The sequence below is a fragment of the Lysobacter sp. Soil_C_15 genome, assembly GCF_057657315.1.
This window is the reverse complement of record NZ_JBDGIR010000001.1, coordinates 315,822-338,716: the sequence shown is the minus strand read 5'-3', so window position 1 is coordinate 338,716 and position 22,895 is coordinate 315,822. Positions and strand designations below refer to the sequence as shown.

Here is a 22,895-nt window from a genome sequence, read left to right as displayed (position 1 = left end):
GTCATTCGGATGAGGGCGCGACCGGCGCGCCCGGAAGGGGGAAGCGCGGGCGCGGTCAGCGCTTGGGATAGCCGGCGCGGCGCATCTCGCGTTCGGTGGCGCTTTGCGCGTTGGCCAGCGCCGCCTCGACGCTGGCCGAGCCGGTCAGCGCGGCGGAGAACTGCTGGCCCACCGCGGTCGCGATCGACTGGAACTCGGGAATCGCCGCGTACTGCACGCCGACGTAAGGCACCGGTTCGACCGTCGGGTGGCGGGTGTCGGCGGCCTCGATCGCGGCCAGGGTCTGGGCGGCGAACGGTGCGGCCTGGCGGTAGGCGGGATTGGCGTACAACGATTTGCGCGTGCCCGGCGGGACGTTGGCCCAGCCTTCCTTGGACGCGACCAGTTCGCTATAGCCCTTGGACGTGGCCCAGGCGATGAACTTCTGCGCGCTGTCGGCTTTCTTGGAACTCGCCGGCACCGCCAGGCTCCAGGCCCACAGCCAGCCGGCGCTCTTGCCCAGCCCCTTGTCCGGCGCGGCGGCGAAACCGACCTTGTCGGCGACCTTGGATTCCTTGGGGTCGCTGACGAAGGACGCGGCCACGGTGGCGTCGACCCACATCGCGCACTTGCCGGCGTTGAACAGGGCCAGGTTCTCGTTGAAGCCGTTCGAGGCCGCGCCCGGCGGACCGGCGCTGCGCATCAGGTCGACATAGGTCTGCAGGGTGTCTTTCCACTGCGGGGTGTCGAACTGCGGCCTCCATTGCGGGTCGAACCAGCGCGCGCCGAAGGAATTGGCCATCGCGCTGAGGAAGGCCATGTTCTCGCCCCAGCCGGCCTTGCCGCGCAGGCAAATGCCGTACACCCCGGCGGCCGGATCGGTGGTCTTGTGCGCGGCGTCGATCACGAAGTCCCAGCTCGGCTGGGCCGGCATGCTCAGTCCGGCCTTGGCCAGCAGATCGGTGCGGTACATCAGCATCGAACCTTCGCCGTAGAACGGCGCCGCGTACAGCTTGCCGTCGTGGCTGACCGCATCGCGGATCTTCGGCAGCAGGTCGTCGACGTCGTAGTCGGCGGAGAACTGCAGCGGCTTGAGCCAGCCGCGTTCGGCCCAGATCGGCACTTCATACGTGCCGATGGTCAGCACGTCGAACTGGCCGCCGCGGGTGGCGATGTCGGTGGTCACCCGTTGTCGCAGCACGTTCTCTTCCAGGGTGACCCACTCGAGCCTGATGCCCGGATGCTTGGCGGTGAAGTCCGCGGTCAGGCCCTGCATGCGGATCATGTCGCCGTTGTTGACGGTGGCGATGACCAGCGTTTGCGCACCGCCGCCGGCCGGAGCGTCGTCGTCCGGCGCCGGCGTGCACCCCGCAGCCAGGACGCAGGCCAGGCCTGCGGCTGCCCATCCGAAACCGCGCTTGTACTCGATCGTCGACCTGCCCATCCGATGCCCCTCCCAAGGATGTTTTGAGCAAATGATCTTGCGTCGATCATATGCCCACTCTTCGCGAGGCTTGTAAAGAACTATCGATATTGCGCCGCAGCAGTGCGCGGGCGCACGGTCGGGGACCGCCGCTGCGAGCCCGCTGCGACGGGAAAGGCACACATATCAAGGGCTTGGGCTGCGCCGCGATGCGGCGCAGGCGGCGAACACTGTTAGCGCTTACAGCGCGAGCAGTGCGGCGGCGGTGGCTTCGTCGGTGATCAGGCCGTTGAGGATCCGGCCTTGAAGTGCGGCCGCGATCGGCACCACCTTGGAGGCGCCCTGGGCGACGCCGATGGTCGAAGTCTGCGCCGGCACCACGTGCGGCACGCTGGTCAGGCGCGCGTTGCTGCCGCCGTCGACGATCCGGCCTTCGCGGTCGTAGGCCCAGCCGATGATCTCGCCGACCGCGCCCTTGCGCATCAGTTCCAGCAGTTCGACCCGCTCGATGAAGCCGTCGACGTGCAGTTGCGCGGCGTTGTCGATCTGGCCGACCCCGACCAGGCGCAGGTCGGCGCGCGCGGCGATCGCGCGCACCCGGCCGACCGCGTTGATGCGCAGCAACTGCGCGCACTCTTCCTCGCTGGAGACGAACACCGGCAGCGGCATCGGATACAGCTGCGACTGCACGGTATCGGCCAGGCGCGCGGCGGCGTCGAATTCGCTGGCCGAACCGTCCGGGGAGATGTTGCCGACCAGCGACACGATCTGGTGATTGGTCGCGTCCATGCGCGGGATGCGTTCGACCGCCGCGCGCATGGCGCGGCCGGTGCCGAGCGCGACGATCGAGGGCTGCTCGCTGCGCAGCACCGATTCGAGCAGGGCGGCGGCGCGCTCGGCGATGCCGGCGACCGAGTTCGGCGCGCCCGGGTCGGTCGGCGCGACCTCGCAGTGGCGCAGGTCGAAACGCTGCTGCAGTTGCGCGGCCAAGCCCATGCAATGTGCGATGGGGTGGTCCAGGCGGAAAGTGATCAAGCGTTCGCTGAGGCACAACGAAACCATGCGCTGCGCGGTCGCCCGCGACACGTTGAGCTTGCGCGCGATCTCGTCCTGGGTGTTGCCGGCGATGTAGTACAGCCAGCCGGCACGGGCGGCGGCGTCCAGGCGGGTATCGCTGTCGAAGGCGGGCATCGGCGGGTCCTGTACGTGCGCGGCGTCCTGCGGCGGGTGCGCCGACCGTTGAGGCGGATCGGGCGGTGGGCGAGCCGGAGCGCCGGCGGCGTCCGGCGCTCCTGATCGGATTTCAACTGATCGGATTTCAACAGGCCCGGCTCAAGAGCGCCAGAACCGGCTCATATGGTCGAACACCCGTTGCGCGCCGGCCTGGCCGAGCAGGGCGGCGCCGTCGCGGTCGCGGTAGTGGCTGCCGCCGGTGAATCCCCAGACCTGCATGCGGGCTGCGTTCGCGGCGAGCACGCCGCTGACGCTGTCCTCGATCACCAGGGTACGCGCGGGATCGGCGCCCATGCGTCGAGCCGCGTACAAGAACAGGTCCGGGGCCGGCTTGCCGTGCGCGACCTGCTCGGCGGTGTAGACGCTGTCGCCGAAATGGCGGCTCAGGCCGGTCAGCCGCAGCGACAGCTCGACTCGCGCGCGCTCGCTGGACGAGGCCACGCAGCGCGGCAGGCCGAGCTCGCCCAGGATCGCGTCGACGCCTTCGACCGGACGCAAGGCGGTACGGAAGCGCTCGGCGATCCAAGTCCGGACCTCGTCGCGAAAACCCGGCGGCAATTCGATCCCACGCTCGCGGTAGTGCTCGACCAGCGAGGTCAGGCTGCGGCCCTGGAACTGGCTCATCACATAGCCGATGTCGGCCTGTATGCCGTACCGGGCCAGCAGCAGGCTGAGGCCCTCGCAGGCCAGGGTTTCGCTGTCGACCAGCACGCCGTCGCAATCGAAGATCACCAGATCGAACGACTGCAGGGGAGACGGTCGGTGCATGCGTTGGTTCGACGGATGGGCTGGCTGGCAACATCCTAGCATCGATTGAGCAAATACCCATGGATTGGGCATGGTCTCGCCCGGTACCGCCCCTAAGCTCGCCCGGACCGGGCGGGCGGCCGCGGTTTCGCTGCAGCGGTACGGACCCGGACAGACGCCGCCGCCGCGGCCAGCGGCGCCTGCTCGGCCAGGTATCGCCACAGCCGCGCCGCGACCGGGCCCTGCGGACGGTCGCGGCGCCGGGCTGCGACCAGTTCCTCGCGGCGGCCGGGCAGGTAGCGCCCGGCGATCGACAGCAGGCGGCCGTCGGCCAGTTCGTCCTCGATCAGGAACCGTGGCAGGTGGCCCCAGCCCAGGCCTTGCAGGACGATTTCCTTCTTCATCGCATGGTCGGCGACGGTGCATTGTTGCGCCCCCTCGACCAGGAAGTAATCGCGCCGCGGCGAATGGCTGGCGCTGTCGCGGATCACGCATTGGGTGAACTCGCGCAGTCGCTGCGGGCGGATCGCGCGCGACGGCGCGAACGGCAGGAAGCCCGGCGCGACCACCGGCACGAACGCCACCTGGCCCAGGTCGATCCAGTCCAGGCGCGGATCGCTCTTGTCGATGCAGTGCAGGATCAGGTCGGCGCGATCGTCGAACAGGCGCTCGGCCGGGCCGCCGACCGCCTCGAAATGCAGATGCAGACGGGTGCCGGGCACCTGGGCGAAGAAGCGCCCGAGCAGGCCGAGCACGGGCGGGCGCGGGCACAGGTCGCCGATCACCACGTGCAGTTCGCTTTCCGCGCCCATCGCCAACTGCGCGGCGTGGGTGCGCAGGCCTTCGCATTCGCGCAGCACGGCCTGGGCGCGGCGGTGCAGGGACTGCCCGGCGTCGGTCGCGCGCACCCGGTAGCCGCTGCGGTCGAGCAGGCTCAGGCCGAGCTGGCGTTCGAGCTTGGCGACCGCGGCGAACACCGCCGGATGCGAGCGGTGCAACACCGCTGCCGCGGCCTGGAAGCCGCCCTCGCGGATCACCGCATCGAAGCATTGCAGGTCGTGCAGGGTGAATCCGCTCATGTCCGATTTTCTTACAGAGAATGTGCAAGCTTTGTAATATCAAGCCGGGCCGGCCGCAACTAGCCTTGGTTCCACGGCGAAGCCGTTGCGGGGGCGCGCAAGGCGCTCCTCAGCCATCGATACAGGAACCCGACCCGTGAACAGCGAATTGTCCTTCTTCACCACCGGCGACGGCGTGCGCCTGGCCTACCGCTTCGACGGCGACGCGCAGGCGCCGGTGCTGGTGCTGTCCAACTCGATCGGCACCGACCTGCGGATGTGGGACGGGCAGGTCGACGCGCTGGCGCGGAACTTCCGCGTGCTGCGCTACGACGCGCGCGGCCACGGCGCCTCCGACGTACCGGCCGGCGCCTACTCGCTGGACCGGCTCGGCCGCGACGTGATCGAGCTGATGGACGGACTGGGCATCGGCCGCGCGCATTTCCTCGGCCTGTCGCTGGGCGGTTTCGTCGGCCAGTGGCTGGGCGTGCACGCGCCCGAGCGCATCGACCGGCTGGTGCTGGCCAATACCTCTTCTTATCTCGGCCCGGCGCCGCAGTGGGACGAGCGCATCGCCGCGGTGACCCAGGCGCCGGATCTGGCCGAGACCGCCGAAACTTTCCTTCGCAACTGGTTTCCGGCGCCGATGCTGGAGCGCGGCGACGCCGCGGTCGCGCCGTTCCGCGCCATGCTGCTGGCGACCGACCGCCAGGGCTTCGCCGGCAGCTACGCCGCGGTGCGCGACGCCGACCTGCGCCGCAGCATCGCGCTGATCGTCAGCCCGACCCTGATCATCGCCGGCGAACACGATCCGGTGACCGCGGCCAGCCACAGCGCGGCGATCGCCGCGACCGTGGCGGACGCCAGGCTGGTGGTGCTGCCGGCGGTGCACCTGAGCAATGTCGAGTACCCGGCCGAATTCCTCGCCGAAGTGCTCGGTTTCCTGGACGCGGCCTGAGCGCTCAGCGCCGCGCGACGCTGCGCGGCGCGGCGTCGGCGCCGACCGCTTGCAGGCAATAGGTATTGCGCTCGCGCTTGGCGCAGTACAGCGCCGCATCGGCGGCGGCCAGCAGCTTGGCGGTTTCGGTCGGCCGGTTGGCGTAGGCCACGCCGATGCTGGTGGTGACGCTGAGTTCGCGCTCGCCGACCGCGATCGGCCGGCGCATGCGTTCGATCAGCTTGCGCGCCACCGCCTCCGCGGCCGAGGGCACGGCGGCGTCCTCGATCAGGACCACGAACTCGTCGCCGCCCAGGCGTGCGGCCAGGTCGCTGGAGCGCACGCAGCCGAGCAAGCGCTGGGCGAAGCTGCGCAGCACTTCGTCGCCGGTGGCGTGGCCGAGGCTGTCGTTGATCTGCTTGAAGTGGTCGATGTCCAGGTACAGCAGCGACAGCGCGCCGCCGCGGTTGAGGCCGAGCACGGCCAGGCCGATCCGCTCCTCGAACTGGCGCCGGTTGGCCAGGCCGGTGAGGGTGTCGAAGCGCGCCAGGCGTTCGAGTTCCTGCCGGCTGGCTTCGAGCGCGCGCTCGGTCTCGACCCGGCGGCTGATGTCGCGGCCGGCGTAGATCGCTTCCACGCCGTTGCCGTCCTCGGCCGGAATCGCCCGGGTCACCGCTTCGATCCAGACGTAGTGGCCGTCCTTGTGGCGGATCCGGTAGACCGCGGTGCGCGGCTCGCCGGTCGCGATGACTTCGGCCAACAGGCGCTGCTGGCGATCCAGGTCTTCCGGATGGACCAGCGATTCGCGCGAGCCGAGCATCTGCGCCGGCTCCCAGCCGAGGATGTCGCGCGCCGACGGCGATACGTACAGGCGCTGGCCGTCGGCGCGCATCCGCACCACCACATCGTGCGAGTAGTCGGCCAGCATGCGGTAACGGCGCTCGCTGTCGCGCAGGCCGGCGACCAAGCGCTTGCGTTCGGCCATCGCCAGGGCCACCGGGATGGTCATCAGGCAGCCGCCGGCGATGTACAACTGCAGCAGGGCCAGGCGGCCCGAGGTGCCGACCTCGGCCAGCCACAGCGGGCCGTGGCCGAGCGCGGTGGCGACGCTGCCGATCAGGGTCAGCAGGACCACGCCGACCGCGATGCCGGCGAAGCGATGCCGGATCGCGCCGAGCAACAGCGGCGGGTAGGCCAGGAACAGCACCGGATACGGCGCCATGAACACCGCCAGCGCGATCGCTGCGACCAGTCCCATGGTCAGCAGGAAGGACAGGCCGCGACCCGGCGCGGTGAACATGCGCCGGCCCTCGCGCTGGGCGACCAGGGTGGTGGTGGCGAAGACCACCAGGCCGACCACGTGGGCCGAGAACCAGGTCAGAAACCCGGGCCAGAACGCGGCGCCGTGCAGCCGCCACATCGCTCCGGCGGCGATCAGGCCGGACACGATGCAGGCGAGCAGAGTGCTGGAAGTGGCGATGCCGCCCAGGCTGATCCAGCGCTTGGGGTCGCCGACGTCGGGCACGAAGCGGCGCACCAGGCCGGCCAGGATCAGGGCTTCGAGCAAGTTGGCGCCGGCCACGATTGCCGCGCTGGCGAACGTCTCGGCGGCGAGCAGACGCACGATGAGTTCGACGGCGAGCGCGGCGCACAGGTAGAACGGCCAGCGCGCGGTAGGCCGCGACAGCAGCCAGCCGACCAGGATGCCGTTGCCGATCCACACCGCCGACAGCTCGCCGGGGCCGCGCGCGAGAGCGATCGCGCCCCAGGCCGACACGCCGGTCAACAGCGCCATCAGCAGCGCGTCCCAGCCGATGCGTTTGGGTTCGTTAAGCACGGTCGCGTTGGTCGGCGCGAGCGGACGAGCCGGAGGCCGCGCCCGCGCTCGCGCATGCTCCTGCGGGGCCAAACCCGAGCATGCCGCCGTCGATGTGACTGGATGATCAAGTCGGCGTCGACGCCGCCGGCATTGCGCGGCGGATCGTGGAGATTTCGGCGCGGCGGCCTTCGGTTCTGTGACGTACTCCGCGATTATTCAGCGGCGCGCGACGCGCTGGGCCGGACGCGGATAGACCGATTCCGGCGCCGCCAGGGCGATCTCGCCGATCAGCTCGCCGAAGGCCTGCGCCGCCGGACTGCGGCCGCGCTCGTTCCAGACCAGCGAGAAATCCACTTCCGGCAACGGCGGCAGGGCATAGCGTTCGGCCACCGGCTGCAGGCCCGGCTCGATGTCGTCCTCGGCGATCGCGGTGATCGCCAGCCCGGCCAGGGCGGCGGCGTGGATGCCTTCCTGGCTGTGCGAGGTGAACACGATATGGCCGTCGATGCCGGCCTGTCGCAGCGCCTGCAGGCCGACCCGGCGGTGCACGCACGGCGGCGGAAAGAACGCGAACGGCAACGACGCGCCGGGCGGCGGCGCGAAACCTTCGGCGGCGACCCAGACCAGGCGCGCGCGCCGCAGCAACTGGCCCGGCGACGGCGTGTCGTTCGCGCGTTCGGCGATCAGCACCGCCAGGTCGAGTTCGTCGGCATCGAGCATCGCCGGCAGGTCGAGGTTGGCGCTGACGCTGACTTCCAGCCGCACCTGCGGATAGGCCTGGGCGAAACGGCCGAGCAACTGCGGCAGGCGTTCGCGCATGAAGTTCTCCGGCGCGCCGAAACGCACCGTGCCGGACACCGGCGAGGGATCGAAGCGCCGGCTCAGCGCATCCAGCGCCTGCAGGATCTGTTGCGCATGGCGCAGGAACTCGCGGCCGTCCTCGCTCAGGCTCAGCTTGCGCGTGCTGCGCACCAGCAGGCGTCGTCCGACCTGCGCCTCGAGCCGGCGGATCTGATGGCTGACCGCCGACTGGGTCAGGTGCAGGCGCTGCGCGGCGCGGGTGAAGCCGCCGGTGTCGACGACCGCGACGAAGGCGCGCAGCAGGCTGGGATCGAAGTCCATGGCGGCGGATGGATGACGGCCGTTAATGGCCTGGCCGAAATTAAATCATTTCTCTCATCGCCCGGGCTTGCCGACAATGGCCGCCTCCGCTGCAGCGGGCCCGCCGTCCGATCCGCCTGCCGTTCGCCTCGCCGCGACGGCGTCGCGCCGCTGCGCCACCGCGCAGGCGGCCAGCGGGCGACGGCGGGATCCATCCCCCGTCGCCCGGAGTTCCTGTCATGCCGCTTTCTTCCGCCGCGCCCGCGTCGCGGCCGCTTTCGCGCAATACCGTGGCGCTGGCCGCGGTCTGCCTGTCCTCGCTGATGTTCGGCCTGGAGATCTCCAGCGTGCCGGTGATCCTGCCGGTGCTGGAGCGGCAGCTGCCGGCCGGCTTCGGCCAACTGCAGTGGATCATGAACGCCTACACCCTGGCCTGCACCACGGTACTGATGGCCGCCGGCACCTTCGGCGACCGCTACGGCCGCAAGCGCGTGTTCGTCGCCGGCCTGCTCGGGTTCGCCGCGACCTCGCTGGCCTGCGGCCTGGCGAGCGATGCGCGGACGCTGATCGTCGCGCGCTTCCTGCAAGGCGGCAGCGGCGGGGTGATGCTGATCTGCGGCACCGCGGTGCTGGCGCACCAGTTCCGCGCCGGTCGCGAACGCGCACGCGCCTTCGCCGCCTGGGGCGTGGTGTTCGGCGTCGGCCTGGGCTTCGGCCCGATCGTCGGCGGCGGCATCCTCGCCCTGGCCGACTGGCGCTGGGTGTTCCTGGTCCATGTCGCGCTGGCGGCGATCACCTTGTGGCCGCTGCTGCGCGGGGTGCAGGAATCGCGCGACCCGCAGGCCGGCCGGCTCGACGCGGCCGGCATCGCGACTCTGTCGGTCGGCGTGTTCGGCCTGACCTGGTGCCTGATCCAGGGGCCGGCGGCAGGCTTCGCCAGCGCCGCGGTGCTCGCCGTGGCCGCCGTCGCGGCGGTGGCGCTGATCGCCTTCGTCCGCATCGAAACCGCGCAGGCGCACCCGATGTTCGACTTCGCCGTGTTCAAGCTGCGCGACTTCTCCGGAGCGATGGTCGGCGCGGTAGCGATGAACGTCAGCTTCTGGCCGTTCATCGTGTATCTGCCGATCTATTTCCACGGCGTGCTCGGCTACGACGCCTTCGCGGCCGGCGCGCTGCTGCTGGCCTACACCCTGCCGACCCTGGTCATGCCGCCGCTGGCCGAACGCCTGAGCCTGCGCTTCCATCCGGGGTGGACGGTCACCACCGGCTTGTTCGCGATCGGCGCCGGCTTTCTGGCGATGCGCTACGGCGGCCGCGCGGCCGAGCCGGGCTGGGCGCAGTTGTTGCCGGGCCTGCTGTCGGCCGGCATCGGCCTGGGCCTGACCAATACCCCGGTGACCAACACCACCACCGCGGCGGTACCGAGCGAACGCGCCGGCATGGCCACCGGCATGGACATGAGCGCGCGCTTCATCAGCCTGACGGTGAACATCGCGGTGATGGGACTGATCCTGCTGGCCGGCATCGGCGCCAGCCTGCGCGAGCGCTACGGTGCGTTCGCTCCGGCCGCGGCCGAACGCATCGCGGCCGGCGATCTGAGCGCGCTCGGCAGCGACGAAGCCGCGCGCCAGGCGGCGCGCGCCGCGCTCGCCCACGGCTTCGACTTGGCGATGCTGTACGGCGGCGTCGGCGTGTGGCTGTTGGCCGCGCTGGGCCTGGCGATCTTCAGTCCGCGCCGGATCGGCGCGCGGCTGGCCGGCTCCTGAAAGGTCGCACCGGAAAAGGTCGATCCTTGAAAGATCGATCCTTGAAAGGTCGGCTCTTGAAAAGCCTGCCCTTGAAAAGCCTGCCCTTGAAAGGCCGCCCCTCGAAAAGCCGGCCGGCCCGCGAGCGCCGCAGGCCGGGATCGGCCTGCGGCGACGCCGCGCGCGCGGCTCAGGGGTACTGGCAGTTGATCGATACGTTGACGAACCAGTTCGGATGGATGAAACGCATGCTGTGCACCTGGTAGCCGAACAGCACCGTGCCGCCGTTGGTCTGGCAGATCGAGATCGCCTGATTGACCGCGATCACCGTGGCGGTGGTGCTGTCCGCCCAGAACCCGCTGCCGTACACCTGCTCGATGCGCGCCGCCGAGGCGGACGAGCTGTAGGCCGTGCCGATCGCCAACACCAGCATCGCGCTGCGCGACATCTTCTTGATCACCGATTGCATTGCCGACTCCATTCGTGGGCCGCCGGGGCGGCGGCCGGTACACCTTGGTCGGCTCGGCCACGCGCAGGCAAGCGAAAATGCCGGCGATATGCGGAACTGGAACGCACCGCGCCAGCGCCCGCAATGCGGCGTCGCAACTCGAAAATGAGACTTCGCGCGCGGCCGCCGAGACGACATCGCATCGTCATCAAGTCTGCGCGAGCGGCATGGCAGGGTGAAGCCGATGCGCGTGCGCCAGCATCCGCCCGTCGCCGCCGGATCCGAAGGCGGGCGGTTCGCGCCGGCCGCCAAGCCGCTTCCCATCCGCTGCAGCCATCGCGAGGCCGCCATGCCGAACCCGAACACGTTGTCTTTCTCCCGTTCCCTGCCGCCGCTGACCGCGATCTGGACCGGTGCGCCGTGGGTGATCGGCATGCGTCTGTGGTGGCTGTCGATGGCGGCGTATCCGCCGTCGGCGCGCGATCGGCGCGAGTGGCAGCGCATGCTCGACGAGAAGTGGGCCGCGTTCGGCCTGTCGTGGTGGGCGATGTCGACCCAGTGGTGGCGGATGCAACTCGATGCCTGGTCGACGCCGGCCGCGGCGGCGAGCTGGCACCACCCCGCCCGGGCCTGGGCCGGCGCCTGGCGCGAGGGCGACCGCTGGATCGCTGCGGGGCTGCGGCCGGTGGCGCGCACCGTGGCGCAAAACCGGCGCCGGCTGAGTCAGCGCCGGCGCTGAGCTGGCTCCCTGCAAATCGCCGGGCCTGGCTCCCCGGCGGCGGCGCGCTGGGCAGACTGGGTTTCCCTATCCCGCGTCGAGACCGCCATGCCCACACCCGCCGCTGCGCAGCCGCCGATCGCCGACCGGTCGGATGCGCCGATGTCCGAAGACGCGATGTCCGAAGACGCGATGCCGGACGACGCGACGCCGGACGATATCTCGCCGCTCGACCCCTGGCCGCGCCGGCGCGTGCGCGTGCTCGACAGCGAGATCAGCTATGTCGACGTCGGCGAGGGCGCGCCGATCGTGCTGCTGCACGGCAACCCGACCTCGTCCTATCTGTGGCGCAACATCATCGGGCACCTCAGCGATCTCGGCCGTTGCCTTGCGCCGGACCTGGTCGGGATGGGCGCCTCGGCGCCGATGCCGGGCGGCGGCTATCGCTTCTTCGACCATGCGCGCTATCTCGATGCCTGGTTCGAGGCCCTGGAGCTGCGCTCGGACGTGGTCCTGGTGCTGCACGATTGGGGCTCGGCGCTGGGCTTCCATTACGCGCACCGGCACCCCGAGCGGGTCGCCGCGATCGCCTACATGGAAGCGTTGGTGCAGCCGCGCCTGTGGAGCGATTTCGCCCACGGCCGCGACGCGCTGTTCCGCGCCATGCGGTCCGAGCGCGGCGAGCGGATGCTGTTGGACGAAAACTTCTTCGTCGAAACGGTGTTGCCCAAGAGCATCCTGCGCAGCCTCTCGGCCGAGGAGATGCGGGCGTACCGGGCGCCGTTCGCGAGCCGCCAGTCGCGCGCGCCGACCCTGGCGTTTCCGCGCGATTTGCCGATCGAAGGCGAGCCGGCCGATGTCGCCGCCGCGGTCGAGGCCTACGGCCGGTGGCTGGCGCGCAGCGCTGTGCCGAAGCTGTTCGTCAATGTCGAACCCGGCGCGCTGCTGACCGGCCGCGCGCGCGAGTTCTGCCGCGGCTGGCCGAACCAGCGCGAGGTCGTCGTCGCCGGCCTGCATTACCCGCAGGAGGATTCGCGCGGCAGATCGGGCGCGCGCTGCGCGCGTTCGTCGCCGAGGTGCGCGGGTGAGCGCGCAGCGCACGGACGGCGGCTGAAGCCTGTTGCAGCGGCGCAGTGTGCTGCGACACACAGATTGTGCGGTGGGGAGCGGAGTGGCATCGTCGGGCCGATTGGTGTGATTTTTGTGATGAACATCACCGATCTACCGGCCTGTCCGCGACCGGTCCTTCCCACGGCCACGAGGTGCCCATGAACCTGACTCCGCCCAGCTTCCCGATCTTCTTCCTCTCCGTGCTCGCCGGCGGCGCCGGCATCGCCGCCAAGCTGGGCTACCTGCCGCTGGCGGGCTTCGCCTTCTGGCTGGTCGCGCTGGGTTTCGCGCTGCTGCTGTTCGGCACCTTGTTCCGCGGCCTGTAAACGCGTCCCAGGCGTCCGCCGCGCGGCCGGCACGGTCTCGCCGCGGGCGGATTTGCGCTGCGTCCGCCGCGCCGGTGCGCCCGGTCGCGCCGGGTATGCGCGACCGGTTGCGTTTCCGACGAGTGGCGGTCCCCCTGGCACATAAGGCACAGGAACTACGCGTGCGGTCACGGAATTGGCCCCTGGCTTCGACCAAAGTGCTATTCCCCAAGGCGGATCCCGTCGGAGTTACACCGATGACCACGATCCCGTTCAGGCTGCCGCGCAAGGCGCCTGCCAGCGATCTCGGCTACTGGGCCATCGCTTATCACACCGCGTCGTTCCATCGCGCCGGGGTGAGTTTCCGCGATTACGGTCCGGCCCTGTACCTGGGCGTCGCTGTGTTCAACGAACATCCCGAATATTGTTTCGACGATCCGCGCCTGAACCTGGAACGGCGTTACCGCGAAGTGCGCGGCAACTCGTGCCTGGACTGGGCGCAGGCCAAACCGGCCGCGCGCGCGGCCTGGGAACGCGCCCACGCGCAAGCGCTGGCGGCGCAGATCGGTCCGGCGGAAAGCCTGCGCCTGTGCGCGCATGCCTGAGCCGCAGCGCAGATCGTCGTAGACATCGCGAACCGGCCGGTGCCGGCGGGCACTGCGCGGGGCGCCGTAACACGACATATGGCGCAAGTGCCCGTCGGCCAGGCCTATACGCCGGCCGGATCCCGGCGCCAGCGAGCATGACGACGAACCACGGGGCCGATCGGCCCCGCGGTTTTTTGCGTGTCCGATGCGCCCCCCCCCCCCCCGGCTTTTGTATGAGCGGCGTCCCACGGGATTTCCTGCGGTCATAAGCCGCGACCGCCGAAGCGGTGTACGCCAGCGTTGTGTTCGAAGCGGCCGATCGACAAGCCCTCATGCGCCGATCCGGATTTCGGACGTGACACGTTGTGCGTCGCTTCGGCGGTCGCGGCTCACGCCGCTCCTACAGGACAGCGACTTCGCGCAAATCCGCGCCTTCGCCGGGGCCGATGGCGGCGATGAAGGAAATTTTCATCTAGTAAGGCGAAACAGCCGCGACAGCGAATAGCGATGTCATCGACGCTTTCTCACGCGCGCTGAGCGACCTGTCCGCGTAGTCGCCTGCAATGGTCCGCACAGAACCGGACGCATGACATCGTTGTCTCGAAGGCCAGCCCCGAAGCGGGCGCGAAAACGCGCCGCGCCGCGTCCGCGCTTATGAAAAAAGGTTCTTTTCTTACCCGTCTTCGGCGCGACTAGGCTCGGCCGCCGCGTGGACAGCGCCGGTCGCGCCGGCGTCGCACGCGCATTCGCCGTCCGCATCCGCGGACGCATTCCGAACCGAAAGAGGGAGGTCGCAATGAAGAACTGGCTGCTGAGCGGCGTGCTGGCGTTGAGCGCGCTGGTCTGTGGAAGCGCGCAGGCGGTGGTGGTGGGCGGCATCGTCAGCACCCACGCGCAATGGCCCGAAGCGGTCGGCGGCTACGACCGGCTGAGCTTCTACGATCAAGTCAACCACGACGGCGGCAGCCGCTCGAACTACTACTGGGCCAACCAGTTCTGGTTCGTCGGCGGCGACGGCGGCTACATCGGCCTGCAGAACCGCTCCGGCCAGCGTTGGCTCAACTTCTCGATCTGGCTGGCCAGCGGCTGGGATCCGGCCAGCCGCGCCAACTGCGGCCACTTCAGCCACGAAGGCAGCGGCGTGCAGTGCCAGATCAAATGGAACTGGAAGACCGGGCACAAGTACCGGCTCGACATCGTCCGCGCCTCGAACCGGGTCAGCGGCGTGGTCACCGACCTGATGAGCGGCGAAAGCATCACCGTGGCGACGATCCTGATCCCGACCGCGTGGAGCGGGCTCAAGAACCAGTCGGTGAGTTTCGTCGAGGAGTACAGCCAGGGCAGCAACCAGCTCGCTTCGTGCAGCGTGATCGGCGCGCAGTCTTCGGTGTTCTATTTGCCGATGGCCAACGGCAACGTTCCGGCGACCGGCCAAACCACCCGCACCTACGGCAACTGCAACGACCGCAACATCGCTCATGCCGCCTGCGATGCCGGCGGCAAGTGCATCAATATCGTCAGCGATCTGGGCGGGTTGGCTTCGCCGGCCGAGTGAAGCGGAGCCGGGAATGGGGAGTCGGGAATAGGGAATCGGCCGACGGATGCGGGACCGCTGGCGTCGATGCGGCGACGGCCGCTGCGGGAGCACCGCAGCGGCCGTCGTCGGAAGTCGTCCGGCCAGATGCGCCGAATGCCGGGCTCAGTGCTGCAGGTCGAACTCGATGAAGCCGAGCACTTCGCCGGCGCGCGGTTGCAGGCGGCGCACCTGCAGCGAGGCGCCGCCCAGCGCGAGCACGGCGCCGGGTTCGAGGCGCTGGCTGGCGACTTTGTCGGCCTCGACCACGTCGCGCGGATAACGCTTGGGCCAGGTTTCGACCGTGGCGCCGTCGCGGTCGATTTCGACGATGCGCACCGCGTCGTCGCCGATGTCGAGTTCGCCGCCTTCGACCAGGGCCAGGGCGTCGGCCGCGGGCGCGCCGATGCCGGCGGCGGAGAATTCGGCCAGCGAGACGTTGGCGCGCTGGCCGTCGCCGCCGACGTCCTGCAGGCGCAGGAAACCGCCGCCGACCGGAAAGATGTCCGAGCGCTTGAGCTTGAGCTTGCCGAGCCAGCGCTTGTCGGCCGGATTCCACACGTCCAGGCGCACGTCGTGGCCGTCGAACACGTTGACCAGGCCAAGCTTGGCCTGATCGTGGGACGCGGTGCGGCCCTGGATGATCTGGATACTGTCGCTCATGGAGGCTCCTGCCTGGGCAGCGGTGGGGGGCGCCGGCTCGGCGGCGCAGGACAGCAGGGTCAGGCTCAGCAACAGGCCCGCGCCGGCTTGCAAGAATCGGCCGTTCATCGCGTCATTCGTCTGCAGTGAAGCCACGAAACGAGGCTTGCGCATGTAATCACCCGGACGCCGAACGCGCAAGCCGCAGGGCTGCGGCTTGCGCGCGGTGTACCGGCGATGGCGGACGCACTTAGCGGGTCGGCGTCGAGTTCACTTCGTGGTACAGCTTCTGGTAATCCGAATAGGGCATGTCGACGTCGCCGTGGCCCCAGGGATTGTCGAGCTTGATCCGGGTGTTGCCGTCGCCGTCGACGTAGATGTCCTCGACCCGGTAGGCATGGCCGCCGGCGACGCCGTACTGCTGGGCCAGCTTGGTCTGCTCGTCGTTCCAGTCGCCGGCGGTCCAGGCGACCACGGCCTCGCCGTTCTCGAGCTTCTCGTTGAGATCGCCGGAGCTGTATTCCGACGGCGATTCGGTGCTGGCGTCGCGGCCGAGGATGGCCTCCTGGACCTTGGCCGGGCTTTCGCCGTCGTCGTAGGTCTTGTAGCCGTCGCCGGCGAACTGGCCGTAAGCCTTTTCGATGATCGCCGGCCACACTTCGCCCTGGCCGTCCTTGCCCATGTCGCCGATATCGGCGGCGTCGCCGTCGAACGGACCGGACACGGTGACTTCCTTCTTGTCCCAGCCCGAGCCGAAACCGAGGAAGCCGCTGTCGTATTCCTTGAAGGTGACGGTGTAGGTGCCGTCGCCGTTGTCGCGGATCATGTTCTTGATCACGTCCGGGTTCTGCGCCGCGATCGCCTTGATCGTCGACAGCACCGCGCAGCTGCCGTAGCCGTCCTGACTGACGTCGTTGGCGTCGATCGGATTGGCGTCGCCGTCGCCCTGGACGAACGGCGTCTCGGTCTTGTTCGCCTCGGCCGCTTTCTCGTGGTCGATTTCCGCCGGCAGGTTGACTGGGCGGAAGGCGTACAGGTTGGCGCTGTTCAGTTCCATGACGTGCTCCGGCGCTGCGAGGGGGATGCCGCGCAGGTTAGGCCGGGCGCGGCCTGCGCATAACTAGGGCGTGCCCCAGTCCTCGGGCCGGCCCTAGGGCGGCCGCGGGCGCGGCCGCGCGCCGGCTTCGGCCGGCGATGGTCAGTCGCCGATCGCCGGCGCGCACGCGGCGCGCAGCGCGACGTCGAGCTGCTTCAACAGCCAGTTCGCTTCTTCGTCGCTGAGCACGGTCTGGCGCTCGGCGAGTTGGACCAGCAACTGATCCGGTGCGATGCGGCGGGCGATGAGTCCGGGAGGGGTGGCGTCGATGGCGTTCATACGAGGTGGAGCACAGCTGGGGGTAGGGCGGTCGCTGCGCGCGCCGCTTCGATGGAGCGCGGCTGCGGGTCGAGCGGCGATCTTGTGATCTGGTTCTCGATTTGGAGAGTGGACCCCGGGGACGGTGTGCCGCAACTCACGCGCTTTGAATGTGCCTCGCGGCCCGTCGCCAGGCCGCGTCGGCATTGCCGCGGCGGCATTCGTTCCCGGTTTGTCCCGTGAATTCGTTGGACAGTGGGCAGGGGCAGGCCTAGCGTGACCGCGCCCTGGAGTCCGACCGCATCTTCGCCAACGCGTCCCTCGATAAGGAGAGTCCCATGCGTACCCTGCCGCTGTTCGTGTCGCTCGTTCTCGCCGTCGCCGCCTCGGCTGCGCAGGCCCACGACCCGCGTCCGGTCGGCTGGTGCCTGGACCCGGGCACGACCGAGCAGGAGGTCGCCAAGTTCGAGCTCAGCCCGGCGTATCTGAAGGCTTATCACCAGCGCCAGCCGCCCAGCGACCCGGATTCCTGTCCGGCCGGCAGCGGCCAGGTCGGGACCAAGACCTGCGGCATCGTCGACGACCACTGGCATAGCGCGTCCAAGGCCGCGGCCGAAGAGTGCGCCCGCCTGGCGCCGCGTTCGATCGTCGAGGTGACCCGTCCGTGGAGCTACAACGACCTCAGCCATCACCAGTTCTATCGGGTCGACGAAGGCCTGGCCGGGCGCTGCCTGCGCTGCGTGCCGGTGCCGGCGCGCAAGGTCCGCGCCGGCAAGTAGCCGCTGCCGGTCGCCCCGGAGCGCGCGCGCCGGGATGCGGCCGATGACGATCGCCATGTGCTTTCGTGCCGGCCTCGCGATGCAGGCCGGCCGCTGCGCGATTTGCGTGTGCGCCGTGCGCGGCGTCGGGCGCCGGAGCGGGCCGAGCCGATCGTCGGGCGGTCGGTCTTGCGCCAAGCGCCGGCAACCGACGTCAGCAAATGACCCTGCATTCGCGATGGCGCCGGGCCGACTTCATCGAGGTCGTGCGCCATCCGGCGCTGCGCTTCGAAGGCCAGGCGGCGAGCCCGCAGCAGGCGACCGCGTCGGCCGGCCGGGCGCCGCGGTCACGGTCGCGGCGGCGGCCCTCAGGTGGGGTCGATCTCGACCGCCATCGCGGTGGCCTCGCCGCCGCCGATGCACAGCGCAGCCACGCCGCGACGGCCGCCCTGCCGGCGCAGGGCATGGATCAGGGTGACCAGCAGGCGCGCGCCGCTGGCGCCGATCGGATGGCCGAGCGCGCAGGCGCCGCCGTTGAGGTTGAGCCGTTCGCGGGCGATGCCCAGATCGCGCGCGGCGGCCATCGCCACCACCGCGAAGGCTTCGTTGATCTCGAACAGGTCGACGTCTTCGGCGTTCCAGCCGGCGCGCGCCAGCAGCTTGCGCACGGCCGGAATCGGCGCGGTGGTGTACTGCGCCGGCGCCTGGCTGTGGCTGGCGTGGGCGACGATCCGCGCCAGCACCGGCCAGCCTTCGCGTTGCGCGGTCGAGCGCCGGGTCAGCAGCAGGGCTGCGGCGCCGTCGGCATTGGCCGAGGCGCTGGCGGCGGTGATGCTGCCGTCGGCGGCGAACGCCGGCTTGAGCGCGGCGATCTTGTCCAGCGACACCTTGCGCGGGTGCTCGTCGTGTTCGACCAGTCGGGGCCCGGTCTTGTCGGCGACCGGCACGGCGACGATCTCGCCGGCGAACGCGCCGCTTTCGATCGCCGCCTGCGCGCGGCGCAGGGTCTCGTGGGCGTAGGCGTCCTGGGCGGCGCGGTCGAAACCGTAGTCGCGCGCCAGCGCCTCGCCGAACTCGCCCATCGCCCGGCCCGGTTCGTAGGCGTCTTCCAGTCCGTCCAGGGCCATGTGGTCGAAGATCCGGTCGTGGCCGACCCGATAGCCGGCGCGCGCGCGTTGCAGCAGATAGGGCGCGTTCGACATCGATTCCATGCCGCCGGCGACGGCGACGTCGATCGAGCCGGCGAGCAGCGCGTCGTGCGCCTGCATCGCCGCCTTCATGCCCGAACCGCAGACCTTGTTGATCGTGACCGCCGGGGTCGCGTCGGGCAGGCCGGCCGCGCGCGCGGCCTGGCGCGCCGGCGCCTGGCCCTGGCCGGCGCCGAGCACGCAGCCCATCAGCACCTCGTCGATGCGCTCCGGGGCGATGCCGGCGCGCTGCAGGGCGGCGGCGATCGCGTGCGCGCCGAGGCGGTGCGCGGGCAGCGGCGACAACTCGCCCAGATAACGGCCGAGCGGGGTGCGCACGGCGGCGCAGACGACGATGGGATCCGACGACATGGGAGCGTTCCGGTTCAGCGCTCGAACACGAGCAGGGTGGAGGTGGCCGAGGCGTAGAGCTTGTCCTGCGCATCGGTGAGGCGGGCTTCGGCGAAAGCGGCGCGGCGCCCCATCGACAGCACCCGGCCGACCGCGCGCAGCGGGCCGCAGTCGCGGGTGACCGGACGGTGATAGGCGATCTTCAGTTCCAGGGTGGTGTAGCCCTGCTGCGCGCCCAGCCGCGAATGCACCGCGCAGCCGCAGGCCGAATCGAGCAGGGTCGCGGCATAGCCGCCATGCACGCTGCCGATCGGGTTGTAGGCGTGATCGCCGGGCGTGCCGGCGAACACCGCGACGCCGTCGCCGACTTCGACGAAGTCGAACTCCAGCGCGCGCGCGATGCCGGGCTTGCGCCCCGAGGCGAGCAGGGCTTGCAACTGGGCCAGGCCGGGCAGGCCGGCGGCGACTTCATCGATCAGGCTCATGGCGGAACTCCGAGTGGATGCGAGGCGCGCGCCGGACCGATCGCGCGCCGGCGCGGTTCAGTCCAGGCCGAGCCGGGCGCGCAGGGCCTCGCGCGACGCGGCGAGCAGGGCGTCGGAGCGCTCGCGCGCGGCCTGCGCGCGCGCCAGCAACAAGGCGCCGACCAGTTCGGCGCGCACCGACAGCGCCTGCCGTTCGGCGTCCTCGCCGGGGCGATGCGCGGCGATCAGCGCGCGCAAGCCTTCGTGCATGCGCTGTGCGCCGGCCTCGTAGGCGGCGCGCGCGGCCTGCGGCAGCTGCGGCAGGTCGGCCGCCAGCGGCGGCAGCGGGCAGCCGCCGAGGCGGCTGCCGTCGCGATGTTCCGGCGACAGGTAGCGGTCGATGCAGATGCGCAGCGCATGCGCCGGGGGCTGTCCGGCGAAGGCCTCGCGCCAGTAGTCGCGGGCCTGCTCGAACATGCGCTCGATCGCCGCGGCGAGCAGAGCGTCGCGCGAGGCGAAGTGGGCGTAGAAGCCGCCGTGGGTGAGCCCGGCCTCGCGCATGATCGCGGCCACGCCGAGCCGGTGCGCGCCCTGCGCGTGCAGGGCGCGGGCGGCATGGTCGAGCAGGCGCTGGCGGGTCTGGGGCTTGCGGTCGGCGGTGTAGCGCATCGCGGCGGCCTTTATATGATTGCGATCATCTTACGTTCTCGGCGCGGCAGAACAAGCCGCTGCCTGCTCAGGACGCGCCCGCGCTGCGTTCCGCCGCCCGCGCCGCCGGCGCTCGGACGGCGCCTGTTTGCCGCAAATGCCGATTGACGTCGGATTTTTAATGTGACGCATTGACCATTTCTGTGAACTGATTCAGGATGCGCGCCGTAGTCGAACCCTGACTGGGCCATCCGACGCCTCGCGGCGGGTTTCGCCCGGCAGCAACTCCGTTCGCTTTCGCATTCGGTGGCGCGACTGGTCGCGCCGCACAGGGGACTGTTGGTGAAAATTCGTCACGAGGCCGCGGCGCTGCGCCGGCGGTCGGCGCCGGCGCGCGCGCGTCTGGGCAGCGGTGCGGTCGCATTCGTGTTGTGCCTGCTGGCGGCTGCGGTCGCCCCGATCGCGCCGGTGCGCGCCTACCAGGCGCCGACCGCCATCGCCGCCGGCCTGACCGCGGCGGGCGGCACCTACGTGTTGCCGAACAACTACCTGGTCGGCCTCGCGGTCGCTGGCAGCAACCTCGCCATCGACACCGGCTCGACCCGCTTCGACGGCATCGGCGGCCCGGTCGCCAGCCAGCACGCGCCGGGCATCGCCCCAGCCACGCCGGCGCTGAAGCTCGATGCCAACGCCGGCGGCTGCCCGATCTCGAGCGCGCGCCAGACCTGCGCCAACCGCGGCACGATCACCCTCAGCTTCCCGCAGCCGGTGCGCAATCCCTCGCTGCATTTCAGCGGTCTAGGCGGCAACATTTCCGGCGGCGTACGCGCCAACCACGCCGCACGCTTCACCATCGCCTCGGCCGCCAACGGCGCGACCCCGGTCAGCGGTCTGACCTGGACCCGCAGCGCCGGCAACGCCAACTTCGCCGTCACCGCGACCCAGGCCTACAGCAACGTGCTGGCCGGCAACACCAGCTGCACCGTCGCCAGCAACCCCGCCGCCTGCGGCAGCCTGCGCATCAACGGCACGATCACCCGGCTGGTGATCAACGTCGCCCTGGACACCCTGCTGCAGAACGGTTCGGTGACCCTGGACAGCAGCCACGTCGATGCGCTGAGCCTGGCGGTGACGGTCGAAGAAGACTTCGGCGACGCGCCGGCGAGCTACGACTCCGGCCAGGCCGCGGTGCACGTGCTCAGCGACCTCAGCCTGGGCGGCAACCTCAGCGCCGACAACCCGACCGTCGCCGCGGCGACGACCAGCCCATTGGCCAGCGCCGCGGCCGACGCCGACAGCGACGACCTCGCCTGGCCGACCCTGCTGCGCGGCCGGCAAGCGAATTTCGCCGTGCCGATCGCCGGCGCCAGCCGCGCCGGCACCGCCTGCGGCTGGGTCGATTTCGACAACAACGGCAGCTTCGCCGCCGGCGAAGGCGTCTGCGCCGGTTTCGCCGCCGGTGCGGCCAGCGTGCCGCTGAGCGTCGCGGCGCCGGCCAACGCCGTCGTCGGCCAGCGCATGGCGCGCCTGCGGGTCGCCTACGGCAGCACCTTGAGCGCGGCCACGCCTAGCGGCCGCGCCGATAGCGGCGAAGTCGAGGACGCGCTGGTGCAACTGGCCGAGCCGGCGCGGATCGTGCTGCGCAAGACCAGCCTCGGCGGCACCGGCAGTTTCGGTTTCGCCCTGAGCAACACCGTCCAGGCCGGCGGCAGCGTCACCACCACCGCCAGCGGCAGCGCGGTGCAGGTCGACGGCGACAGCGCGACGGCCGGGGTGCAGGCGTTCGCCGTGCAGACCGCCGGCAGCGCGGCGACGATCGACGAGAACGCCTTGCCGGCCGGCTGGCGGCTGAGCTCGGCGCGCTGCACCGACGCCGGCGGCGCCACCGTCGGCAGCCTGGCGGGCACGGTCTATACGATTCCAGGCGGCGCGACCGGGCTGGACGCGGTGCTGACCTGCGACTTCGTCAATGCCCGGCCGGCGGTGCTGCGCCTGCGCAAGAGCCTGCCGCTGGGCCGCTTCGTCGCCGCCGACCAGTTCGTGCTCAGCATCGCCGGCAGCGGCGCGCCGGTATCGGCGACCACCAGCGGCAGCGACAACGCGCCGGCCGAAACCGTGCTGATCGATCCGGCCGAGATCGGCGCGGCGCATACCTTCAGCGAAACCGGCGCCGCCGCCACCGACCTGGCCGGTTACACCACCACCTATGCCTGCAGCAATGCGCTGGCCGGCGGCCAGGCGCCCAGCGGCAACGGCCGCAGCTTCGTCCTGACCCCGGTGGCCGGCGACGATCTGACCTGCAGCTTCGCCAACACCCGCCGTCCGCTGGCCGACCTAACCATCCGCAAGACCAACACGCCCGCGGCCGGCGCCGACGATGCCGTCGGCGACACCCTGGTGCGCGGCGCTTCGACCACCTACACCATCGTGGTCGGCAACAACGGCCCGGACGCGGTGACCGGCGCGATCCTGCGCGACCCGGTCGCCGGGCGCAGCGGGATCAGCTGCACCGCGCCGCCGAGCTGCAGCGGCGCGGCCTGCCCGGCGGGGCTGAGCCTGGCCCAGCTCGACGCGGGCGTGGCCTTGGGCACCTTGAGCAACGGCGGCTCGATCACGGTGACGCTGACCTGCACGGTCAATTGAACCGGGCGGCGGGCGAGCCGATACGAACGAGGGCGTCGGGGCGTGTCGGAAGAGGCGCGCCGGTA

Annotated in this window: 22 protein-coding genes; 9 read left to right on the top strand and 13 right to left on the bottom strand. The window is 70.6% G+C overall.

All coding sequences use genetic code 11. The annotated features are described in order from the left end of the window. Positions 1 to 55: 55 nt before the first annotated feature. From AC3A57_RS01530 to AC3A57_RS01515, 4 genes are all read right to left on the bottom strand, one after another. The gene (locus AC3A57_RS01530; RefSeq protein ID WP_487577251.1) at positions 56 to 1,423 is read right to left on the bottom strand and encodes an ABC transporter substrate-binding protein; all 1,368 of its coding nucleotides are present in this window, start codon (positions 1,421 to 1,423) and stop codon (positions 56 to 58) included. Positions 1,424 to 1,642: 219 nt separating this feature from the next. Beyond that, entirely contained in the window at positions 1,643 to 2,593 is a 951-nt protein-coding gene (locus tag AC3A57_RS01525) for a sugar-binding transcriptional regulator (protein ID WP_487577250.1), read from the bottom strand. 141 nt (positions 2,594 to 2,734) lie between these two features. Continuing rightward, positions 2,735 to 3,403, bottom strand: coding sequence for an HAD family hydrolase (locus tag AC3A57_RS01520; protein WP_487577249.1), 669 nt, complete (start codon positions 3,401 to 3,403; stop codon positions 2,735 to 2,737). A gap of 92 nt (positions 3,404 to 3,495) precedes the next feature. Next, the gene (locus tag AC3A57_RS01515; protein ID WP_487577248.1) at positions 3,496 to 4,461 is read right to left on the bottom strand and encodes a LysR family transcriptional regulator; all 966 of its coding nucleotides are present in this window, start codon (positions 4,459 to 4,461) and stop codon (positions 3,496 to 3,498) included. Positions 4,462 to 4,597: 136 nt separating this feature from the next. Between AC3A57_RS01515 and pcaD the strand changes: the two genes are divergently transcribed. After that, a complete protein-coding gene (pcaD, locus tag AC3A57_RS01510) occupies positions 4,598 to 5,398 on the top strand; it encodes a 3-oxoadipate enol-lactonase (RefSeq protein WP_487577247.1) in 801 nt (266 codons plus the stop codon). Positions 5,399 to 5,402: 4 nt separating this feature from the next. Here pcaD and AC3A57_RS01505 read toward each other — a convergent pair whose 3' ends face one another. Together AC3A57_RS01505 and AC3A57_RS01500 are read right to left on the bottom strand one after the other, a co-directional pair. Beyond that, positions 5,403 to 7,214, bottom strand: a complete 1,812-nt coding sequence (locus tag AC3A57_RS01505) for a diguanylate cyclase domain-containing protein (protein WP_487577246.1) — start codon at positions 7,212 to 7,214, stop codon at positions 5,403 to 5,405. Positions 7,215 to 7,412: 198 nt separating this feature from the next. Continuing rightward, positions 7,413 to 8,318: a LysR family transcriptional regulator gene (locus tag AC3A57_RS01500; RefSeq protein WP_487577245.1), complete on the bottom strand. Its 906-nt coding sequence runs from the start codon at positions 8,316 to 8,318 to the stop codon at positions 7,413 to 7,415. Positions 8,319 to 8,536: 218 nt separating this feature from the next. On the opposite strand from AC3A57_RS01500, the gene AC3A57_RS01495 reads away from it, so the two are divergent. Then, positions 8,537 to 10,063 (top strand): MFS transporter, encoded by a 1,527-nt coding sequence (locus AC3A57_RS01495; protein ID WP_487577244.1) that lies wholly within the window; start codon positions 8,537 to 8,539, stop codon positions 10,061 to 10,063. A gap of 169 nt (positions 10,064 to 10,232) precedes the next feature. Here AC3A57_RS01495 and AC3A57_RS01490 read toward each other — a convergent pair whose 3' ends face one another. Further along, positions 10,233 to 10,511, bottom strand: coding sequence for a hypothetical protein (locus AC3A57_RS01490; protein ID WP_221670214.1), 279 nt, complete (start codon positions 10,509 to 10,511; stop codon positions 10,233 to 10,235). Between the two features lie 346 nt (positions 10,512 to 10,857). Between AC3A57_RS01490 and AC3A57_RS01485 the strand changes: the two genes are divergently transcribed. The 5 genes from AC3A57_RS01485 (at position 10,858) to AC3A57_RS01465 (ending at position 14,765) form a co-directional block, all read left to right on the top strand. Further along, positions 10,858 to 11,229 (top strand): hypothetical protein, encoded by a 372-nt coding sequence (locus AC3A57_RS01485; RefSeq protein ID WP_487577243.1) that lies wholly within the window; start codon positions 10,858 to 10,860, stop codon positions 11,227 to 11,229. An 87-nt stretch (positions 11,230 to 11,316) separates the two neighbouring features. After that, on the top strand, positions 11,317 to 12,480 hold the full coding sequence (locus AC3A57_RS01480) for a haloalkane dehalogenase (RefSeq protein WP_487577242.1): 1,164 nt from the start codon (positions 11,317 to 11,319) through the stop codon (positions 12,478 to 12,480). Further along, the gene (locus AC3A57_RS01475; RefSeq protein ID WP_487577241.1) at positions 12,477 to 12,644 is read left to right on the top strand and encodes a hypothetical protein; all 168 of its coding nucleotides are present in this window, start codon (positions 12,477 to 12,479) and stop codon (positions 12,642 to 12,644) included. The genes AC3A57_RS01480 and AC3A57_RS01475 overlap by 4 nt, the downstream gene beginning before the upstream one ends. 236 nt (positions 12,645 to 12,880) lie before the next feature. Next, a complete protein-coding gene (locus AC3A57_RS01470) occupies positions 12,881 to 13,228 on the top strand; it encodes a hypothetical protein (protein WP_487577240.1) in 348 nt (115 codons plus the stop codon). 778 nt (positions 13,229 to 14,006) lie between these two features. Further along, positions 14,007 to 14,765, top strand: coding sequence for a DUF3472 domain-containing protein (locus AC3A57_RS01465; RefSeq protein ID WP_487577239.1), 759 nt, complete (start codon positions 14,007 to 14,009; stop codon positions 14,763 to 14,765). 144 nt (positions 14,766 to 14,909) lie between these two features. Here AC3A57_RS01465 and AC3A57_RS01460 read toward each other — a convergent pair whose 3' ends face one another. The 3 genes from AC3A57_RS01460 to AC3A57_RS01450 all read right to left on the bottom strand — a co-directional run bounded on the left by AC3A57_RS01460 (position 14,910) and on the right by AC3A57_RS01450 (position 16,800). Further along, positions 14,910 to 15,446, bottom strand: a complete 537-nt coding sequence (locus AC3A57_RS01460) for a hypothetical protein (RefSeq protein WP_487577238.1) — start codon at positions 15,444 to 15,446, stop codon at positions 14,910 to 14,912. A 229-nt stretch (positions 15,447 to 15,675) separates the two neighbouring features. Then, positions 15,676 to 16,482 (bottom strand): C2 family cysteine protease, encoded by an 807-nt coding sequence (locus AC3A57_RS01455; RefSeq protein WP_487577237.1) that lies wholly within the window; start codon positions 16,480 to 16,482, stop codon positions 15,676 to 15,678. Between the two features lie 141 nt (positions 16,483 to 16,623). Then, positions 16,624 to 16,800, bottom strand: coding sequence for a hypothetical protein (locus AC3A57_RS01450; protein ID WP_221670205.1), 177 nt, complete (start codon positions 16,798 to 16,800; stop codon positions 16,624 to 16,626). 317 nt (positions 16,801 to 17,117) lie between these two features. Between AC3A57_RS01450 and AC3A57_RS01445 the strand changes: the two genes are divergently transcribed. Next, positions 17,118 to 17,558: a hypothetical protein gene (locus tag AC3A57_RS01445; RefSeq protein WP_221670204.1), complete on the top strand. Its 441-nt coding sequence runs from the start codon at positions 17,118 to 17,120 to the stop codon at positions 17,556 to 17,558. A 347-nt stretch (positions 17,559 to 17,905) separates the two neighbouring features. Here the strand turns inward: AC3A57_RS01445 and AC3A57_RS01440 are convergent, their stop codons facing one another. From AC3A57_RS01440 to AC3A57_RS01430, 3 genes are read right to left on the bottom strand one after another with little or no spacing between them, the layout of a single operon-like run. Next, on the bottom strand, positions 17,906 to 19,096 hold the full coding sequence (locus AC3A57_RS01440) for an acetyl-CoA C-acyltransferase (protein ID WP_487577236.1): 1,191 nt from the start codon (positions 19,094 to 19,096) through the stop codon (positions 17,906 to 17,908). A 14-nt stretch (positions 19,097 to 19,110) separates the two neighbouring features. After that, on the bottom strand, positions 19,111 to 19,560 hold the full coding sequence (locus AC3A57_RS01435; protein ID WP_487577235.1) for a PaaI family thioesterase: 450 nt from the start codon (positions 19,558 to 19,560) through the stop codon (positions 19,111 to 19,113). Positions 19,561 to 19,617: 57 nt separating this feature from the next. Next, complete coding sequence (locus tag AC3A57_RS01430; RefSeq protein ID WP_487577234.1) at positions 19,618 to 20,208, bottom strand: TetR/AcrR family transcriptional regulator; 591 nt, start codon at positions 20,206 to 20,208, stop codon at positions 19,618 to 19,620. Positions 20,209 to 20,529: 321 nt separating this feature from the next. Between AC3A57_RS01430 and AC3A57_RS01425 the strand changes: the two genes are divergently transcribed. Then, positions 20,530 to 22,830, top strand: coding sequence for a prealbumin-like fold domain-containing protein (locus tag AC3A57_RS01425; RefSeq protein WP_487577233.1), 2,301 nt, complete (start codon positions 20,530 to 20,532; stop codon positions 22,828 to 22,830). The last annotated feature ends 65 nt before the right edge of the window (positions 22,831 to 22,895 follow it).